13 protein-coding genes are annotated in these 16,195 nt (G+C 57.8%); 5 read left to right on the top strand and 8 right to left on the bottom strand.

Annotated features, from left to right (window positions below; translation table 11 throughout):
- Positions 1–4 precede the first annotated feature (4 nt).
- Entirely contained in the window at positions 5–676 is a 672-nt protein-coding gene (locus VEI50_09775; GenBank protein HXX75407.1) for a CHAP domain-containing protein, read from the top strand.
- Between the two features lie 3 nt (positions 677–679).
- On the opposite strand, the gene VEI50_09770 is transcribed toward VEI50_09775, so the two are convergent.
- The 3 genes from VEI50_09770 to VEI50_09760 all read right to left on the bottom strand — a co-directional run bounded on the left by VEI50_09770 (position 680) and on the right by VEI50_09760 (position 3,438).
- The gene (locus tag VEI50_09770) at positions 680–1,051 is read right to left on the bottom strand and encodes a helix-turn-helix transcriptional regulator (GenBank protein ID HXX75406.1); all 372 of its coding nucleotides are present in this window, start codon (positions 1,049–1,051) and stop codon (positions 680–682) included.
- Positions 1,052–1,137: 86 nt separating this feature from the next.
- The gene (locus tag VEI50_09765) at positions 1,138–1,776 is read right to left on the bottom strand and encodes a hypothetical protein (GenBank protein HXX75405.1); all 639 of its coding nucleotides are present in this window, start codon (positions 1,774–1,776) and stop codon (positions 1,138–1,140) included.
- A 690-nt stretch (positions 1,777–2,466) separates the two neighbouring features.
- Positions 2,467–3,438, bottom strand: coding sequence for an aldo/keto reductase (locus tag VEI50_09760; protein HXX75404.1), 972 nt, complete (start codon positions 3,436–3,438; stop codon positions 2,467–2,469).
- A 175-nt stretch (positions 3,439–3,613) separates the two neighbouring features.
- On the opposite strand from VEI50_09760, the gene VEI50_09755 reads away from it, so the two are divergent.
- The 3 genes from VEI50_09755 to VEI50_09745 all read left to right on the top strand — a co-directional run bounded on the left by VEI50_09755 (position 3,614) and on the right by VEI50_09745 (position 5,516).
- Positions 3,614–4,345: a tetratricopeptide repeat protein gene (locus VEI50_09755; protein HXX75403.1), complete on the top strand. Its 732-nt coding sequence runs from the start codon at positions 3,614–3,616 to the stop codon at positions 4,343–4,345.
- 185 nt (positions 4,346–4,530) lie between these two features.
- Positions 4,531–4,953: a hypothetical protein gene (locus tag VEI50_09750; protein HXX75402.1), complete on the top strand. Its 423-nt coding sequence runs from the start codon at positions 4,531–4,533 to the stop codon at positions 4,951–4,953.
- 131 nt (positions 4,954–5,084) lie between these two features.
- Positions 5,085–5,516 (top strand): hypothetical protein, encoded by a 432-nt coding sequence (locus VEI50_09745; protein ID HXX75401.1) that lies wholly within the window; start codon positions 5,085–5,087, stop codon positions 5,514–5,516.
- Positions 5,517–5,631: 115 nt separating this feature from the next.
- Here VEI50_09745 and VEI50_09740 read toward each other — a convergent pair whose 3' ends face one another.
- The 5 genes from VEI50_09740 to gltB all read right to left on the bottom strand — a co-directional run bounded on the left by VEI50_09740 (position 5,632) and on the right by gltB (position 14,929).
- A complete protein-coding gene (locus tag VEI50_09740; GenBank protein ID HXX75400.1) occupies positions 5,632–5,877 on the bottom strand; it encodes a hypothetical protein in 246 nt (81 codons plus the stop codon).
- 220 nt (positions 5,878–6,097) lie between these two features.
- Entirely contained in the window at positions 6,098–6,535 is a 438-nt protein-coding gene (locus tag VEI50_09735) for a DUF5069 domain-containing protein (GenBank protein ID HXX75399.1), read from the bottom strand.
- Between the two features lie 850 nt (positions 6,536–7,385).
- Complete coding sequence (locus VEI50_09730) at positions 7,386–8,300, bottom strand: hypothetical protein (GenBank protein ID HXX75398.1); 915 nt, start codon at positions 8,298–8,300, stop codon at positions 7,386–7,388.
- 586 nt (positions 8,301–8,886) lie between these two features.
- Positions 8,887–10,323: a glutamate synthase subunit beta gene (locus VEI50_09725; GenBank protein HXX75397.1), complete on the bottom strand. Its 1,437-nt coding sequence runs from the start codon at positions 10,321–10,323 to the stop codon at positions 8,887–8,889.
- An 88-nt stretch (positions 10,324–10,411) separates the two neighbouring features.
- A complete protein-coding gene (gltB, locus tag VEI50_09720) occupies positions 10,412–14,929 on the bottom strand; it encodes a glutamate synthase large subunit (protein HXX75396.1) in 4,518 nt (1,505 codons plus the stop codon).
- A 220-nt stretch (positions 14,930–15,149) separates the two neighbouring features.
- On the opposite strand from gltB, the gene VEI50_09715 reads away from it, so the two are divergent.
- On the top strand, positions 15,150–16,154 hold the full coding sequence (locus VEI50_09715; GenBank protein HXX75395.1) for a polyprenyl synthetase family protein: 1,005 nt from the start codon (positions 15,150–15,152) through the stop codon (positions 16,152–16,154).
- Positions 16,155–16,195: the final 41 nt, after the last annotated feature.

Below are 16,195 nucleotides of genomic sequence, written 5' to 3'. Positions count from 1 at the left end.
CACTATGTCACGTGTGGTTTTTATCGGGTTCATCATCGCCATCGTCACGTTGGTAGGCTGTACCAGCACCGCCCCGGAACAACGGCAATCTCAAAAAATCGAAGGAGCCCGCTGCTGTCAACGCGTTGAGGCGACGCCGCGCCGCGCATCAATTGTCCGCACGGCTGCGCGATTGGTGGGGGCTCGCACGATCGACGTCAACGGAAGGCACATTACGTACGACTGCGCGGGCGTCACCAGAGCGATTTATCTCGAACATGGCATCGATCTGTACGACGGCGGGTCAGTGGATGAGAAGGCAAACGGAGTTCGACTCATCTATGCCCACGTGAGGCAGCACGGGAGACTCCATCAAGGACCGGTCGTGTATCCCGGGGATCTCGTGTTCTTTGACAACACCTGGGACTTCAACGGGGACGGGTTACTCAATGATCCCCTCACGCATGTGGGGGTGGTGGAGCAAGTCGAATCCGACGGCACCGTCGTCTTTATTAGTCGAGTCGCCGACGCCATCGAACGATATCGGATGAATCTCGCCCTGCCCCACATCCACGAAACCGTCGATGGCCGTGTCCTCAACGATTACATCCGCCGCAAACGTGCCGACGATCCTAAAGAAATCGGCCACCTCACCGGCGAGCTGTTTGCCTTCTACGGAACCCGCCTCGACCGCTGACCGTTAGTTCCTCTCGCGCACAGGGAGCAGGCGGCGCGTGAGGCCTTTCGCCTTGTTCTGCTGAAATCTCGCGACGAACATCTCGCCAGAGGCCTGTGCGTGCTCTTCGGCCTCCGCGCGCGTCGGGAAACGATTCTCGCCTACCTGCCACCACACGCTGTGGCTCATGGTCTCGCCGAGCAATTCCGTGACGGAAACCCGTAACACCTTCGCTAAACGCACCAGTGTGCTGAGCGCCGGGTTGTGCTGCCCCAGTTCCAGCTTCGACAGATAGATACGGGAGAGGCCGGCCTTCACCGCCAGCTGGTCCTGCGTGAGATCCCGGCTGGTACGGAGGCGTTGGAGCTGTGCGCCGAAACGTTGGATCGCCCGCATGGTGAGCCTCGAAACGATAAGAGGAGAGAACGGGGGGAGTCTACACCTGTTCTATGTGTGGACGGAAGGAGGGAGGGAACGAGTGCTTACTGGCGCAGCAAGTCTCGTTGCAACTGTTCCAACTGTTTGCCCAACCGTTCCAGTTCATTGCGAGTATGCTCCAGACGGTCCTCCTCCGACGCAGCCGGACTCGCCTGTTCGAGATGCCCGACATGTTCCTGTAACCGCCGGCTCTCGGCCACCAGGACATCCGTCAGGTGGCGGGTGAACTCTTCGCTCGCCTCAGATAAATCCCGTTCCAGTCCGCTCCTCTGCGCCGCCTCTGCCCTGAAGACTCTCACGGCACGACCGAGATCCTGGGTTCGCTCCAGAAGCTCCCGTCTGAGTTGATCGGTCAGTTGGGTCAGCCGTTGCGCCAGAAGCTTATACGCCACGATCAGCACCCCCAGCGCCAAAAAGGTGATCGCGCCAAAGATCCGGTTGGTCAAGGCAATCGATTGCGGAATCAGCGGTGGAGACAGTATATAGCCGATAAACACCAGGATCGTGCAGACCACGGCCGTGACAAGAGGAGCGTACAGGTAAGAAGCCCAGTACGTCAGTCCGAGAGGAATCACGTAGAGCAGCCATGGGGTGAACCCCAGGCCTGTTCGGACGTCGATCAGGAAGATCGCGCCGAGCAGAGCCGCAACGCCGAGAGACAGACCCAGCTGTTCGGGTTTCATTTACTAAGGCTCAACTGAGAGTTGAAGACTGAGCACGTCTTGCAAGAGAGCTTGTCTCGTAATCGCCAGGCCACAGGTCGCACAGGTCAAGAAACCTCCGTTTGATTCCAAACCCGTGTCCTTACACTGAGGACAGGCTGGCGTCCCGAGTACACAAGCGGGTCGAGTCGTCGTCTGCAGATCAGACATACAAGATATAACCGAACGAGTTGTATCTTTCCAACCGGGCGCGGCGACTGTCTGCTGACTATAAAAAACGGGAAGGAGCGCGGAATACGGGAAGATGAAAGCGAGCAAGGGGAAGAAAATTTTTGCCCATTGTACAGATTCAGACGGATTTGTCAAAAATTATTTAGGAGGGTAACCCGTTGGTCTCCTCGTGCTCGCGCAACGCGCGCTCTCAAAAGGGAGTTTGCGAGACGGCTGGTGTGGTCTCTGTGCTCGCCGACCCCGCGCACCAGACTATTCAGACCATTTAGATTGCGGGCGGCGCTCGGTCGATGCGCGCAATGGAGACCACACCGGCCGTCTCGCTTGCTGCAGGCGAGTGCTCGTTCTCCTTTGACGCGCGCAATTGAGGATCGACCAGGCCGCCCCACGGAGAGAGGTACGAGCGAGCTTGGGAATGGCGCGCTGACGCTCAACTTAGAGAATGGTGAGACCGGATTACATTGTAGAATCGAGTCTGCACTACCAGGCGTAGGCTTCCGGTGCCGGTCCTCCCGGCCCTGGAAAGATCTCATCCAGTCGTTTGAATGTTTCCTGGCTCAATGTGAGGCTCAGCACTCGCATGGAGCCGTTCAATTGTTCCATCGTGCGGGGCCCGATGATTGGAGCAGTGACGGCCTTTTGATGCAGCAGCCAGGCCAATGCGACGTCGGCCGGTCGCTCGCCAAGTTGTTTGCACAGGGCGTCATAGGCTTCCAAGCGCGGACGATATTTCACGATATCCTTCTTCAAATCTTCATCCGCGCGTCGACCGACCTTCGCCGGTTCCAACGCCCCGGCCAACAGGCCACGCGCCAGGGGACTCCAGGGAATCAGGCCGATGCCATAGGCTTCGCAAGCGGGAATCACTTCCAGTTCGATCGTCCGCTCGTTGAGATTGTACAGGCTTTGCTCGGACACAAGGCCGAGAAAGTGGCGGCTGTGGGCCAACTCCTGGGCCTTGGCCAAATGCCAGCCGGCGAAATTGCTGCTGCCGACGTACAGAATTTTGCCTTCCCGGACCAATTGCTCCATGGCCTGCCAGATTTCATCCCAGGGCGTCTCCCGATCCACGTGATGCATTTGATAGAGGTCGATACAGTCCGTGTTGAGGCGCTGCAAGCTCTCTTCGCAGGCCCGCTTGATGTGTAGGGCAGACAGGCGCGACTGATTCGGCCACTCGCCCATGCGACCGAAGACTTTCGTCGCCAGGACGACTTTCTCTCGTCGCCCTCCACCTTGTGTAAACCAGCGGCCGACGATCTGCTCTGTCCACCCCTCGCCGACTTTCCACCCGTAGACATTGGCCGTGTCGAAAAAATTGAGCCCCAGCTCCAGGGCCCGATCCATGATGGCGAAACTCTCCGCCTCGCTCGTTTCAGGCCCGAAATTCATCGTGCCGAGACAGAGCCGGCTGACCCTCACCCCGGAACGACCGAGATGGACGTATTGCATAGGACCGTTATAGTGCCACCAAGATCATGTTGTCGAGCAGGATCATCGAGGAAATAGCGGGGTGACGAGCGGACTCTACATGGATGACGTACATTTGGATTATAAAAGCCAGGCTCCTGCTATTCTGATAGGCTCCAACTGGAAAAGATTCCGATCGGCCCTCGAGCGGAGGCCTATGGCTACGCACCGTTCTTGTAACATGAGCCTCATCGCGTTGGTCCTTCTTGTGGCACCTGCGCTCGCGCAACAAGAGACCGACGATATCGTTGACATTAGCATGAGAATGGTGGCCTTCGAGCGAACCGGGAACTATGCCGAAGCCCTGCCGTTGGCTCAGCGCGCTGTCGAGTTATCGGAGGAGGCAGTGGGCTTCGAGCATATGAGCACGGCTATCTACATCGACCATTTAGCGGTCCTATATCACAAGATGGGTAATCCTCAGAGGGCCGAGCCCTTGTTTCAACAGGCTATGACCATCCAGGAGAAAGTGGCGGGCACCGATAGTCCGGCGGTGGCCACGACTCTCACGCACCTGGCAAAGCTATATCTCACGACCGGAAGAGCGGGAAAAGCCGAGGGGTTGCTCCTGCGGGCTGTGGCCATCCGGGAGAAGGCCTTGGGACCCGAGCATGTGTCCGTCGCGACTCTGCTGAATGATCTGGCCGTGCTGTACGAGGTGGAGGGAAACTACGACAAGGCAGCGCCTCTCTTCCGACGAAGTTTGGCCATCCAAGAGAAGACGATCGGGCCCACGCACCCCAGCGTGGCCATCACCTTGGACAACTATGCCAGACTCTTGCGCAACACTCATCACCCCGACGAAGCGGTCCAATTGGAGGCCCGCGCCAAGTCGATCCGTGACAAGGCTTCCTCTAATGGTGCCGATCGCCCTCTGAAAACGCCATGACGAACAACGGGATGGGTTTGTCTGGTTGATCTGGTTTGTCTGGTACATTTGGTTGTCTTGTTCGAAAACGTAATAAACGAGACAAACGAAACGAACCAAATGGACATTGCTGCCGATGTCCCCTCCCCTTGCGGCCCGTAGGAGGAGTACAATAAGTTATCCTTCCGTTTGCTGGAGGGGCGTCGATGACGATCCGACTGGCACTTCTCATGGCCTCAAGCGCATGGCTCGTGCTTGGGGGAGCAATCGCAGAGGCACAAGTCAGTATCTTTCAGAGCAGTGACGGAACCAGCGGGACGATCACCCACCTGGGTGATTCATATTCGATCTACTCCGATTCGCACGGCAACAGTGGCACGATCACAAACCTGGGCGGGGGATTCCAGTCTTACTCTTTCACCAATCCACAAGGCGGGACGACGACGGGAACCATCACGACGTTCGGCTCACCGGAGCCGCCGAACAACCTCACGCCGGCGCCGGTGCTGCCTTTTACTCTCAACGGATCGCTGATGCCTCAGTCACGCGCCGCACCGGCTGTCCCATTCTCCTCAGGAGGCACGTCACCATTCGGGTCCTCTGGTGGCGGAGGCCGGTTCGGTCGCTAGGCCTTCTCTCTTTTACACCTGCTGCCTCATTCGGACAGAGATTTCCCGAGAGGGTAAGTCTATCCCTGTGATCTCCGTCGAAATTTTCTCATCTCCAAGCGAATTTCCGCGAACCTGCTAGAATAATTCGTATGAGGTCCCCCCACAGACAGATCACCCCACGGATGTCGGATCCCCGCCGGCAGATTCTCATGGATATTCGACGAGGCCTGTTAGGGCTCCACAAGGCGCTCATCGTCGCGGAACAGGTGACCTACGAGCGGATTAACGGACGAGTCGGTTCCACGGGCAAATTGTTACAACTGGTGCTGAATGACCCATGGTTCACCTGGCTGCATCCTTTGTCGCAAATGGTGGTACGGATCGACGAACTCCTGGAGGATGACACGGAACTGACGGACGTCGAGGTCGCCCACTTCCTGACGGAAGTTCGGGCGTTGATTCGCCCTTCCGAACAAGGTGATGGATTTGAACGGAGCTATTATGAAGCGCTCCAACGGGAACCTGATGTTATTTTCGCGCATGTCGAAGTCAAGAAGCTTCTGACGAAGATCGCCGCCTAGCGAACTGTTCAGTACCTACAACTCTTTCGCGCAGAGGGAGAAATGAAAGGGCGGCCGGCTCTCTAAGCCGGCCGCCCTTCTGATTTCACTCGAACGTGGGCAACGCGAAACGGCGTTACTGCTTATTTTCCTTCTCCTTTTCGTGCTTCCTCTTTCCATGGCCCTTGCCTTTGCCTTTATGCTCTCCCTTCTCCTCTTTCTTGTTCTCAGCCTTCGGCGTTTCCATTGACGGAGCCGATGGTTGCGCCGGAGCTGGAGCTGCCGGGGCCGGTGCGGGCGCCGGAGCCGGTGCTTGAGCCATGACACTCGTGAATGCAAAAAGAACTGCGCTCGCGGTTAACATCGCTAAAGCTCTCTTCATATCGATCCTCCCATGGTTAAAGTTGCTCTGCTTTCAGCGAGACTTGCCCCGCCTTTTATCGTTTCTTGTTTACGCAAGCCGGATGCCACGGACAATGCAGGTTTTTACCATACCTTTCGAGAAATTGCGCGGACATCCCAAAGGGCTTGTTTCCGTACCCCTGGTGGTCTGTGGCGAAACGGCCTCTGTCGCAGCCATCCTGCCCCACGTTCACAGCTGGTCAGAGTCGCTCTTCGTCGAGTTCAATCACATCGGCCCACGTAGAAACAGGTGGAAGGGAACTGACCGGCACGCTGCGCTTTGCTGCGATGTCTTGGAGACGCCCCTGAAACCGCTGGCAGGCTGCATCATCTTTCGGACGAGACGACAGTAGAATGTGGTTCCATTGTTCGATCTCTTCCGACGTCCGCGTCTTCCCATGGGCCACAACCCACGCAAGGAATTCTTCATCCGTTCCTCCGGCCAACACCCGCTGCTCAAACGCCTTGGCGTCGATCCCGAGAAACTCGGTGAGATGCTTGTCAAATCCTGTCGTGATGTAGTTGTAATCTTGAATCTTGCCTTCGTTCCGTAAGCGAATCTTGTCAATAAACCGCCCGAGATGGGCAATGCCGCCAAGGAGGGCTTTGGGACTGCGAGGATACCTTGGCAAGATCATATTGAGCAGAAGAATACAGATACGAAAACCAAAAGTATAGCAGGCTTCCAACAGAATGATGACTGCCGGATCTCAACGGAAACGGACAACTTCCGTTCTTATTTGAATAACGCGGGTCCTGTCGCCGATCACCCCATCCGTCCTCACTTCACCCATCCCCCCGTGGGAGCGTTTCAATCTTCGTCACCCCGTTCGCTTTTCCGCGCTCGTTATCCTTCCCTCTGTCGAACCGCTGCTCTCCCCTTCCGTTGCGGGCGGACGGGGTCCTGATCGGCGTCACCCGCGAGAGAGTTGACATCCACTAAAAAAAATCAGGCGACGAGTCGCTCATAGACCCGTCGCCTTAATAAGAAATGCGGCCTTGGGATGCGGAAGAAGTGGGGAAACCGGCGTTACAGCACAATTCGAGAGAACGGCTCACCTGATTAGCATAGCCGTTCCTCACCTCAACTGCTAGCAGCTTCAGGAGCCTGCTGAGCAACTAGAGTCGATTCTTGATCTGGCTTGAGACGTAACGATTCCTCCAAGTCCGACAACGCATCCTTTACGTCATCGCGCAAGGCCTGGGCTTCTCGTTGAATTTCATCGGCACCAGTCCTTACCGCAGTCGCCTTTGTGTTTATGGTTTTGACCCTCCCGAGAGCAGTTCTAATCCTTTGGATCTGTGCTTGAGCCGCTGTGGCATCCAGAGTCGGGCTTACCGCCCGTTTCAGAGCAATAGCCCACTGGACGAGGAGAAAGCGTACCGCCGTTCCTAGGTGCTCGTCCGTGCATGCAACCCATGGACCTCGATCACAAACTCCCTCGGCCCATTCGCCGAGTTCCTGAGCAAGACCCTCCTGAGTACGGCTCAGATAGATAGCGTAAGTCGCGCCACGTTCTGCCATTGCAGCTGATAGGTATCAGATACGGCCTTCCTCCCTTTGGGTGACTCGCGGTCCCGGACCTCCACCACGAACAGACACTTCGATGAATCGTCTGCAGGACCGGTAGCCCTGATGGTGATGTCACCAGGCTTGTTATCCCCGCCAACGTGGTCTATCTCGGCACCTATTGTCTGGCCCCATGCCTGAAGGCGACCCAAAACCTCTTCTTCATATGGGGTTCCCTTTTCAGTTGTTTGTGCCAAGGCCTCCGCCGCCGCCTCTTTGCCACGCACTTCCTTGGCTAAAGAGTCTACCCGATCCGCAAGGGGTTTCACGGCGTCCCCGACAACATTTTTGACAGCCTGAGCGAGTACCCCGTCTCCCGTAGTCACTTCTTTTATTTTCGCAGCCAGAGTTCCTTGGATAGAATCAGTTCTGTTCGGATCAAGCAGATCTCGCAGAGTACGAAGAGCCTTGCCAAGGGTTGTATTCTCGTCACGAGGATCGATTTCCTGCGAGAGAAGATTCTTCACTTCTTGGATTTTATCGCTCGCGCCCCTTGACACCTCGGCCACCAAACTCTGGACCGGGGCCAGTACCTGCCCCTCACCCGTGCCGATTTTTGCCGCCATCGCCTTCTGGGTCTCCTCAGGGATCTTTTCCACTGTAGCCCGGACGGTACCGATCAGGGATTCCACCTGCCGTTTGACAAAGTCAAGATCCTGGCTTGTGCGGGCTCGCTGAAGGCAAAAGACCCCGACTTCGATCGCTTGAATTAGAGTCGCTTCCCGCTCTGGCTCAGGAACGCGGCTGAGGAAATCTGCTACGTCCTTCTTTGGGACCTCTAAGTCTTCGATTCGGACGCCAGTGTCAGATAGTTCTATCCGCGCGTCACCCATATTGCTCCTCCGTCTCTAATTGCCAGTCCTCGAGCCATCTTTAAACACGCTGAACACATCTTCATAAGTAGACCCCAATGGCAAATCCTATGCGCTTCCTCACTAATGAAGCAAGTACCTTGCGCTCGCTTCCATCTGAGCGGGGACAGACCAATTGGCGGCCTATTCCTGCCAACACTCTTTAACTGGAGCGGCTGGGCTGACGTGCGCCCGTTCAACATTCGATAGTCCCTCCAAGCTCGCTCGTACGTCTTTTCAGAGGGGTGGCCTGGTTGATCCTCGAGTGCGCGCCGCTTTTTCACCCGCCCAACCCTATGGCACGCCGAGACGTGCCATTCACCCAAGCGAGCACCGCCCGATTCAACGCCGCCTCAAAGCTTGATCATAAGCTCCCTCGGGAATGACACCTGTGTCGATCCTACTGCGCCCATGGAGGGAGCACCGCCCTTTATTCATAATCTAATTGATCTTGCGTGCGCACTCCGGGAGCAAAGGAGCGATACGGGTGTCATTCCAGTGTTTGTTGTGTGCCGCGTTCCGCGAGCACGAGGGATCGACCAGGCTGGCCCTAGATTGAATGAGAAAACTAGGAAGCTGACTTCTTTGCAGATTTTCCTGCTTGCAGATACTTATCGATCCCCGCCGCCATCTTTCGCCCTTCGGCGATGGCCCAGACGATCAGCGAGGCGCCGCGCTTCGTGTCGCCGCCGGCAAAGACGCCATCGAGGTTGGTCATAAAATTCTCGTCGACTGCGACCGCGCCGCGTTGATCGTACTTCACGCCAAGGCTGTCGAGCAGACCATTCTTGACCGGACCGGTGAACCCCATCGCCAGGAGCACGAGATCGACGTCCATGCCGAAGTCGGTGTTCGGTATCGGCGTGAACTTCCCGTTCTGGAACTCCACCCGATGAGCATGGAGCTTGGTCACGTGCCCGTTGTGCCCTGTGAACTTCGTTGTTGAAACGCTCCATTGGCGGTCGCAGCCTTCTTCGTGTGCGTGGGAGGTTCGCAACTGCATGGGCCAGAGCGGCCAAGGGGTCGAATCGGCTCGTTTCGGAGGCGGCTCCGGCAGTAACTCGAACTGGTGCACTTCCACGCAACCCTGCCGGTGCGTCGTTCCCAAACAGTCCGAGCCTGTGTCCCCGCCGCCGATGATGACGACACGCTTCCCCTTGGCGGTGATCGGCTCCTCCGTGATGGGAATGCCGGCCGTCCGCCTGTTCTGCTGCGTGAGATAGTCCATCGCCAGGTGAACCCCCTTGAGTTCACGGCCTGGAATCGGCAGTTCACGCGCCTGCTCGGCTCCGATGGTCAGGCCCACGGCATCGAACTGGGTCCGCAGCTGCTCACCCGTGATGTCCTTGCCGATGGTCACGCCGGTCTTGAACTCGACGCCTTCAGCCTTCATCTGCTCCAGCCGCCGGTCGATGACCCACTTTTCCATCTTGAAGTCGGGAATGCCGTAGCGGAGCAGTCCACCGATGCGATCGGCCTTTTCAAAGAGCGTGACGCTGTGGCCCGCGCGTGCGAGTTGCTGTGCCGCCGCTAAACCAGCCGGTCCTGAGCCGACGATCGCCACGGTCTTTCCCGTCTTCGTGACCGGCAGCACCGGTTCGACATAGCCTTCGTTGAATCCCCGGTCGATGATGTTCCATTCGATAATGCGAATCGAGACCGGATCTTCATTGATGCCGAGTACGCAAGCGCCCTCGCAGGGAGCGGGGCACAGGCGGCCGGTGAACTCTGGAAAGTTGTTGGTCGTATGTAGTGCCTTGAGCGCGTCCCTCCAACGGCCGCGGTAGACGAGATCGTTCCACTCGGGAATCAGGTTGACGACCGGACAGCCGGTGTTGCCCTGGCAGAACGGCACGCCGCAATCCATACAGCGGGCCCCCTGGAGCTTGAGCTTGTCTTCGGAGATGGGCTCGTACATCTCCTTCCAGTCGAGCACGCGCAGCTCGACTGGTTTTCGGTTAGGACCCTCGCGGGCATATTTCATGAAGCCTTTGGGATCACCCATTTCTTCTAGCTCTCGTTATGCGTGATGCGCCATGCCTCCGAATGCAGAAACTTTCTGTTTGTTCGCGTCACGCATCACGTGTCACGCCTCACGTCTTCGTGGCAGCTTTCCGCTTCCGCTCTTCGAGCACGCGCTTGTAGTCGACCGGCATGACCTTCACGAACTTCGGCAGCATCGCCTCCCATGAGTCTAGCACCTGTTTGGCCTTGCGGCTTCCCGTGAACATGAAATGCGACGTGATCATTTCGTGCAGGAGCTTCTTGTCTTCTTTCAGTTTCACCGGTTCCAATTCGACCATTCCGAGATTGCAGCGCGACTGGAATTTATCCTGTTCATCCAGCACAAAGGCCACACCGCCGGACATCCCCGCCGCAAAATTTCTCCCGGTCCGGCCGAGGACCACGACGACGCCACCGGTCATGTATTCGCATCCGTGGTCGCCGGTGCCCTCGATGACCGCGCGAGCGCCGCTGTTCCGCACAGCGAACCGTTCGCCCGCCATACCGTAGAAGTAGGCTTCGCCTTGCGTAGCCCCATACAGTGAGGTGTTGCCGATGAGGATCGTCTCTTCGGGATTGAAGATCGCCTGCTTCGGCGGGAAGACGATGATCTTGCCGCCGGACAAACCCTTCCCAAGATAATCGTTCGACTCACCCTCCAGGGTCAGCGTGATGCCACGAGACAAGAACGCGCCGAACGACTGACCGGCAGAGCCCGTGAACTTGATCGAGATCGTGTCGGGCGGGAGGCCTTCCAAACCGTACTTCCTGGCGATGCGACTCGACAACATCGTCCCCACGGTTCGATTCACGTTCCGGATCGGAAGATCGAGCGTAACTCTCTCGCCTTTTTCGAGCGCGCGCTTGCAGAGCTCGATGAGCTTGTTGTCGAGAATCTCGGCCAATCCGTGATCCTGCTTCTGCACGCAGTAGCGAGGAATCTCCGGCCCGACCTCCGGCATCTTGAGCAACGGGGTGAGGTCCAGGCCCTTCGCCTTCCAGTGATCGACCGCCTTCTGGATCTTCAGCTTGTCCACGCGGCCGACCATCTCGTTGATCGTGCGGAACCCGAGTTTCGCCATGATCTGGCGCAACTCCTCTGCCACGAAGAAAAAGAAATTCACGATGTGCTCCGGTTTCCCGGCGAACTTCTTCCGCAACTCCGGGTCCTGCGTGGCGATACCCACGGGACAGGTATTGAGATGGCACTTCCGCATCATGATGCAGCCTTCGACGATCAGCGGTGCGGTGGCAAACCCGTACTCTTCCGCTCCGAGCAGCGTGGCGATGGCCACGTCGCGGCCCGTCTTCATCTGACCGTCGGTCTCGACACGGATGCGTCCGCGCAAATCGTTCAGCACCAGCGTTTGATGCGTCTCCGCCAAGCCCAATTCCCACGGCACGCCGGCATATTTGATGGACGAGAGCGGAGAGGCCCCGGTCCCGCCCGAGTCGCCGCTGATCAATACCTTGTCTGCATGAGCCTTCGCGACTCCTGCCGCGACTGTGCCGACGCCGACTTCGGCCACGAGTTTCACGGACACGGCCGCATCCGGATTAGAATTCTTCAAATCGAAAATGAGCTGGGCCAAATCTTCGATCGAATAGATGTCGTGGTGCGGCGGCGGCGAAATCAATTGCACGCCCGGCGTCGCATAGCGCAGCCGCGCGATGATTTCATCCACCTTGTGCCCTGGCAACTGGCCGCCCTCGCCCGGCTTGGCGCCTTGCGCCATCTTGATCTGGAGCTCCTTGGCATTGATCAGATAATGGCTGGTCACACCGAATCGCGCCGACGCCACCTGTTTGATGTAGCTGTTCTTGGAATCGCCGTTCGGCAAAGGTTTGAACCGCTCCGGATCTTCCCCGCCCTCGCCGGTATTGCTCTTGGCGCCCAGGCGATTCATGGCGATGGCGAGGGTCTCGTGCGCTTCCTTGCTGATCGAGCCGTACGACATCGCGCCGGTCGTGAACCGTTTGACGATCTCTTTGGCCGGCTCAACCTCGTCGAGGGAAATCGGCTCCGGCAAAAATTTGAACTCAAGCAGGCCGCGCAGGTTGGACCGCCGCTTGCTCTCATCGTTGACGAGTTGCGAGAACTCCGTAAAGGTTTTGGGATCGTTCGCCTTCGTCGCGTGCTGGAGTTTATAGATCGTGTCCGGATTCCAATTATGGTGCTCGCCTTGAATCCGATAGTGAATCTCGCCGCCGAAATCGAGTTGTCTGATCGGTGCCGGCTCGTAGGCCAGCCGATGACGCCGCAAAGTTTCTTCGCCGATCTCGCGGATCCCGATCCCTTCGACCCGCGACGGCGTGCCGGTGAAGTATCGGTCAATCACCTCGTGGTTGAGCCCGATCGCTTCGAAGATCTGAGCGCCGCAATAGGACTGGACGGTGGAAATCCCCATCTTCGAGAAGATCTTGAGCAGCCCCTTGTTGATGGCCTTGATGAACTTGCCCTCGGCAGTTTGAGCATCCACGCCTTCCGGTAAGTATCCGTCCCGCTCCATGTCGACGAGCGACTCGAAGACCAGGTAGGGATTGACGGTGCCGGCTCCATAGCCGATCAAAGAAGCGAAGTGGTGCACGTCGCGCGGCTCGCCGGTTTCCAGTGTGAGCCCGACCTCTGTTCTCGTGCATTCGCGGACGAGGTGATGATGCACCGCCGCCACGCCTAGCAGGCTCGGAATCGGCGCCCACTCCTCGTTCACGCCGCGATCGCTCAGAATGAGGAACTTGTAGCCTTCCTTGATCGCTTGCGAAGCCTGCCGGCAAAGCTCATCGACGGCGGCGCCCAACCCCTCCGGACCTTCGGCAACGCGGAAGAGCATCTTGAGCGTCTTGCTCTTGAAATGAGGATCGGCGATCTCCCGAATCTTCTGCAGATCGGCATTGGTCAGAATCGGCTGCTTCACTCTGATCCGACGGCAGGACTCCGGATGCTCGTCCATCAGATTGGGCTTGGGCCCGATGCTGGTCGTGAGCGACATGACCAGTTCTTCGCGGATCGGATCGATCGGCGGGTTGGTTACCTGCGCAAAGAGTTGTTTAAAATATTTGAACAGCAATTGCGGACGGTCGGACAACACGGCCAACGGCGTGTCGGTACCCATTGAGGACACGGCTTCCTGCCCCTCGACCACCATGGGAGTGACGACCATTTTCAATTCTTCGACGGTGTAACCGAAGGCCTGTTGCCGCTGCCGGATCGTCGGATGGTCCGGCTGGGGCACGTTGATCGGCTCCGGCAGTTCGTCGAGCGAGATTCGATACTGCGTGACCCAGGACCGGTAGGGTTTCCGGCTCATGATCTCGGCCTTCACTTCTTCATCGTCGATGATGCGGCCCTGGACCGTATCCACCAGAAACATCCGTCCCGGCATCAACCGGCCTTTCTGCCGGATCTTCTGAATCTCCATCGGGAGCACGCCCGCTTCCGACGCGAGCACCACGAGGCCGTCCGTCGTCACCTGATAGCGGCAGGGGCGCAGACCGTTGCGATCCAGCGTCGCCCCGATCAATTTGCCGTCGGTGAAGCAGACCGCAGCGGGACCGTCCCAGGGCTCCTGCATGGCTGCATGGTATTCGTAGAAGCCGCGGCGATCGAGGTCCATCTGCGGATTCGCCACCCACGGCTCGGGAATCAACATCATCATCGCGTGCGGGAGCGAGCGGCCACCCATCGTGAGGAACTCGACGGCATTGTCCAGACAGGCCGAGTCGCTCTGCTGTTCGTAGACGATCGGGTACAGCTTGGCCAAATCTTTCCCGAACAATTCTGAGTTCAGCCGCCCTTGCCGCGCCCTCATCCAATTCACGTTGCCCTTGAGCGTATTGATTTCGCCGTTGTGGCAGATGTAGCGATAGGGATGGGCGAGCGGCCAGGTGGGGAACGTGTTGGTGCTGAAGCGCGAGTGGACGAGTGCAAGGGCACTCGTCAGGCTCGCATCGTTGAGGTCCTGATAGTAGGCCGGCATCTGGTGTGGCAACAGCAGGCCTTTGTAGACGATGGTGTTGGCCGAGAGGCTCGGGATGTAAAAATATTCCCGGCTACGAATAGCCGATTCTCGAACGGCTCCTTCGACCCGCTTCCGGATGACGTACAGTTTCCGCTCGAACTGCCCTTCATTGAGCACGTCCCGCGCAATGAACACCTGTCGCATGAAGGGTTCGGTTCGCCGCGCCACCTCACCGATCGCATCGCTCTTGACCGGCACGTCGCGCCAACCCAAGAGACGCGCCCCTTCTTCGGCAATGACTTTGGCGAAGAGGGTTTCGCACTGCTGCCGCGCATCCGCCTGCGGCGGCAGAAAGACCATTCCGACTCCGTACTCTCCTTCGTTCGGCAGATGGACTCCGACATCGCCGCCGGCCCGTTTTAAAAACGCGTGCGGGACTTGGAGGAGGATTCCCGCTCCATCACCGGTACAGGGGTCACAGCCCTGCGCTCCTCGATGGGTCAGATTTTCGAGGATCTTGAGTCCTTGCTCGACGATTTGATGTGATTGTTGTCCCTTGATGTTGACAACAAAGCCGATCCCGCACGAATCCTTTTCGTGCTGAGGGTCGTAGAGCCCTTGCTTCTGTGGAAGCCCTGGGAGTTCCATCCTTCGTATCTCGTGAAGAAGGCAGGTTTTTTCAGCTGGACGGAGGTCCTACCGAGAGGAACCAGGCACGCAGAATCCCGCCACTCTTGAGGCGATGTCCGCTCGCAAACCTTGCGCTCACATTAATAGAAGGGTGCTCGCCCTGTCAAGGAGAGGACGAGTGCCGGCAGGACGGCCATTGCCTTGACTTTGTTTCCTGCTCTGCCCTACCATCCGCCGCATGTCAAACGGGCCGATTACTTCGACAATTAACAGCATGGCGGACGTGTGGGAAGCGTACCGCGATGAGCTGGAAGGAGTCGAGGATCAGGTCAGAAGAAACCTCGATTCGAGCGTGACGCTCGTGAATACGGTCGCCGCCCATATCTTGAACAGCGGCGGCAAGCGCATCAGACCCTTGCTGCTCCTCCTCTGTGCCCGGCTCTGCGGCTATAGCGGTCGAAACCACCATCAACTCAGCAGCCTCGTTGAATTCATCCATACCGCTACCCTGTTGCACGACGATGTCGTGGATGATGCCGACCTCCGGCGCGGGCGCTCAACGGCCCGGAAAGTCTGGGGAAATCAGATCAGCATCCTCGTGGGAGACTACCTCTATTCTAAGGCCATGGCTCAGATCGTCGAATTCCGCAGCCAGGGGATCAATGAAGTGCTGGCCGAAGCCTGCACGAAGATGGCGGAAGGGGAAGTGCTACAGCTCTATTACAACGGCAATCCGGCCATGCCGGAAGCCGACTATCTCAAAATCGTGGAGCACAAAACAGCGGGCTTGATTGCCGCCACCTGCCGGATGGGAGCTATCATTGCCGATGCCCCGGAGGATCGATTGGATGCTCTCTTCCGTTTCGGACAGTACGTCGGTATCGCATTTCAGGTAGCTGATGATACCCTCGACTACACGGCCGATGGTGCGCGCTTAGGGAAGACGCTCGGGCAGGATCTCCGGCAAGGCAAGGCAACGCTGCCGCTCCTCCATCTGTTAGAACATTGCTCGGAAGCGGACCGGGGGGTCATCAAAGATAGGATGGAGACCCGCACGCTGACGGAAGATGATTTGAGCCGCATGATCCATCTCATGGAAGAAATGGGATCGATTGCCTACGCCATGGCTCGCGCACAGGCGTTTGTCGTGGCGGCTCAGCGAGAACTTGAGTTCTTTGAAGATTGTACGGCCAAGCGAGCCCTCATGGTTGCTGCCGATTACATGGTGACCCGCGACCGATAACCTGCTTTTCTGCGTGTTCTCACGTCAACTGCGTCGTGGGG

The organism is Nitrospiraceae bacterium (genome assembly GCA_035623075.1).
GTDB lineage: Bacteria > Nitrospirota > Nitrospiria > Nitrospirales > Nitrospiraceae > DASPUC01.
This window is presented reverse-complemented; position numbering and strand designations above follow the sequence as displayed.

What these genes read in the sequence shown, in the direction of transcription:
- VEI50_09775 (HXX75407.1), top strand. Translation starts at nt 5, where the DNA reads ATGTCACGTGTGGTTTTTATCGGGTTCATCATCGCCATCGTCACGTTG.
- VEI50_09770 (HXX75406.1), bottom strand. Translation starts at nt 1,051, where the DNA reads ATGCGGGCGATCCAACGTTTCGGCGCACAGCTCCAACGCCTCCGTACC.
- VEI50_09765 (HXX75405.1), bottom strand. Translation starts at nt 1,776, where the DNA reads ATGAAACCCGAACAGCTGGGTCTGTCTCTCGGCGTTGCGGCTCTGCTC.
- VEI50_09760 (HXX75404.1), bottom strand. Translation starts at nt 3,438, where the DNA reads ATGCAATACGTCCATCTCGGTCGTTCCGGGGTGAGGGTCAGCCGGCTC.
- VEI50_09755 (HXX75403.1), top strand. Translation starts at nt 3,614, where the DNA reads ATGGCTACGCACCGTTCTTGTAACATGAGCCTCATCGCGTTGGTCCTT.
- VEI50_09750 (HXX75402.1), top strand. Translation starts at nt 4,531, where the DNA reads ATGACGATCCGACTGGCACTTCTCATGGCCTCAAGCGCATGGCTCGTG.
- VEI50_09745 (HXX75401.1), top strand. Translation starts at nt 5,085, where the DNA reads ATGAGGTCCCCCCACAGACAGATCACCCCACGGATGTCGGATCCCCGC.
- VEI50_09740 (HXX75400.1), bottom strand. Translation starts at nt 5,877, where the DNA reads ATGAAGAGAGCTTTAGCGATGTTAACCGCGAGCGCAGTTCTTTTTGCA.
- VEI50_09735 (HXX75399.1), bottom strand. Translation starts at nt 6,535, where the DNA reads ATGATCTTGCCAAGGTATCCTCGCAGTCCCAAAGCCCTCCTTGGCGGC.
- VEI50_09730 (HXX75398.1), bottom strand. Translation starts at nt 8,300, where the DNA reads ATGGGTGACGCGCGGATAGAACTATCTGACACTGGCGTCCGAATCGAA.
- VEI50_09725 (HXX75397.1), bottom strand. Translation starts at nt 10,323, where the DNA reads ATGGGTGATCCCAAAGGCTTCATGAAATATGCCCGCGAGGGTCCTAAC.
- gltB (HXX75396.1), bottom strand. Translation starts at nt 14,929, where the DNA reads ATGGAACTCCCAGGGCTTCCACAGAAGCAAGGGCTCTACGACCCTCAG.
- VEI50_09715 (HXX75395.1), top strand. Translation starts at nt 15,150, where the DNA reads ATGTCAAACGGGCCGATTACTTCGACAATTAACAGCATGGCGGACGTG.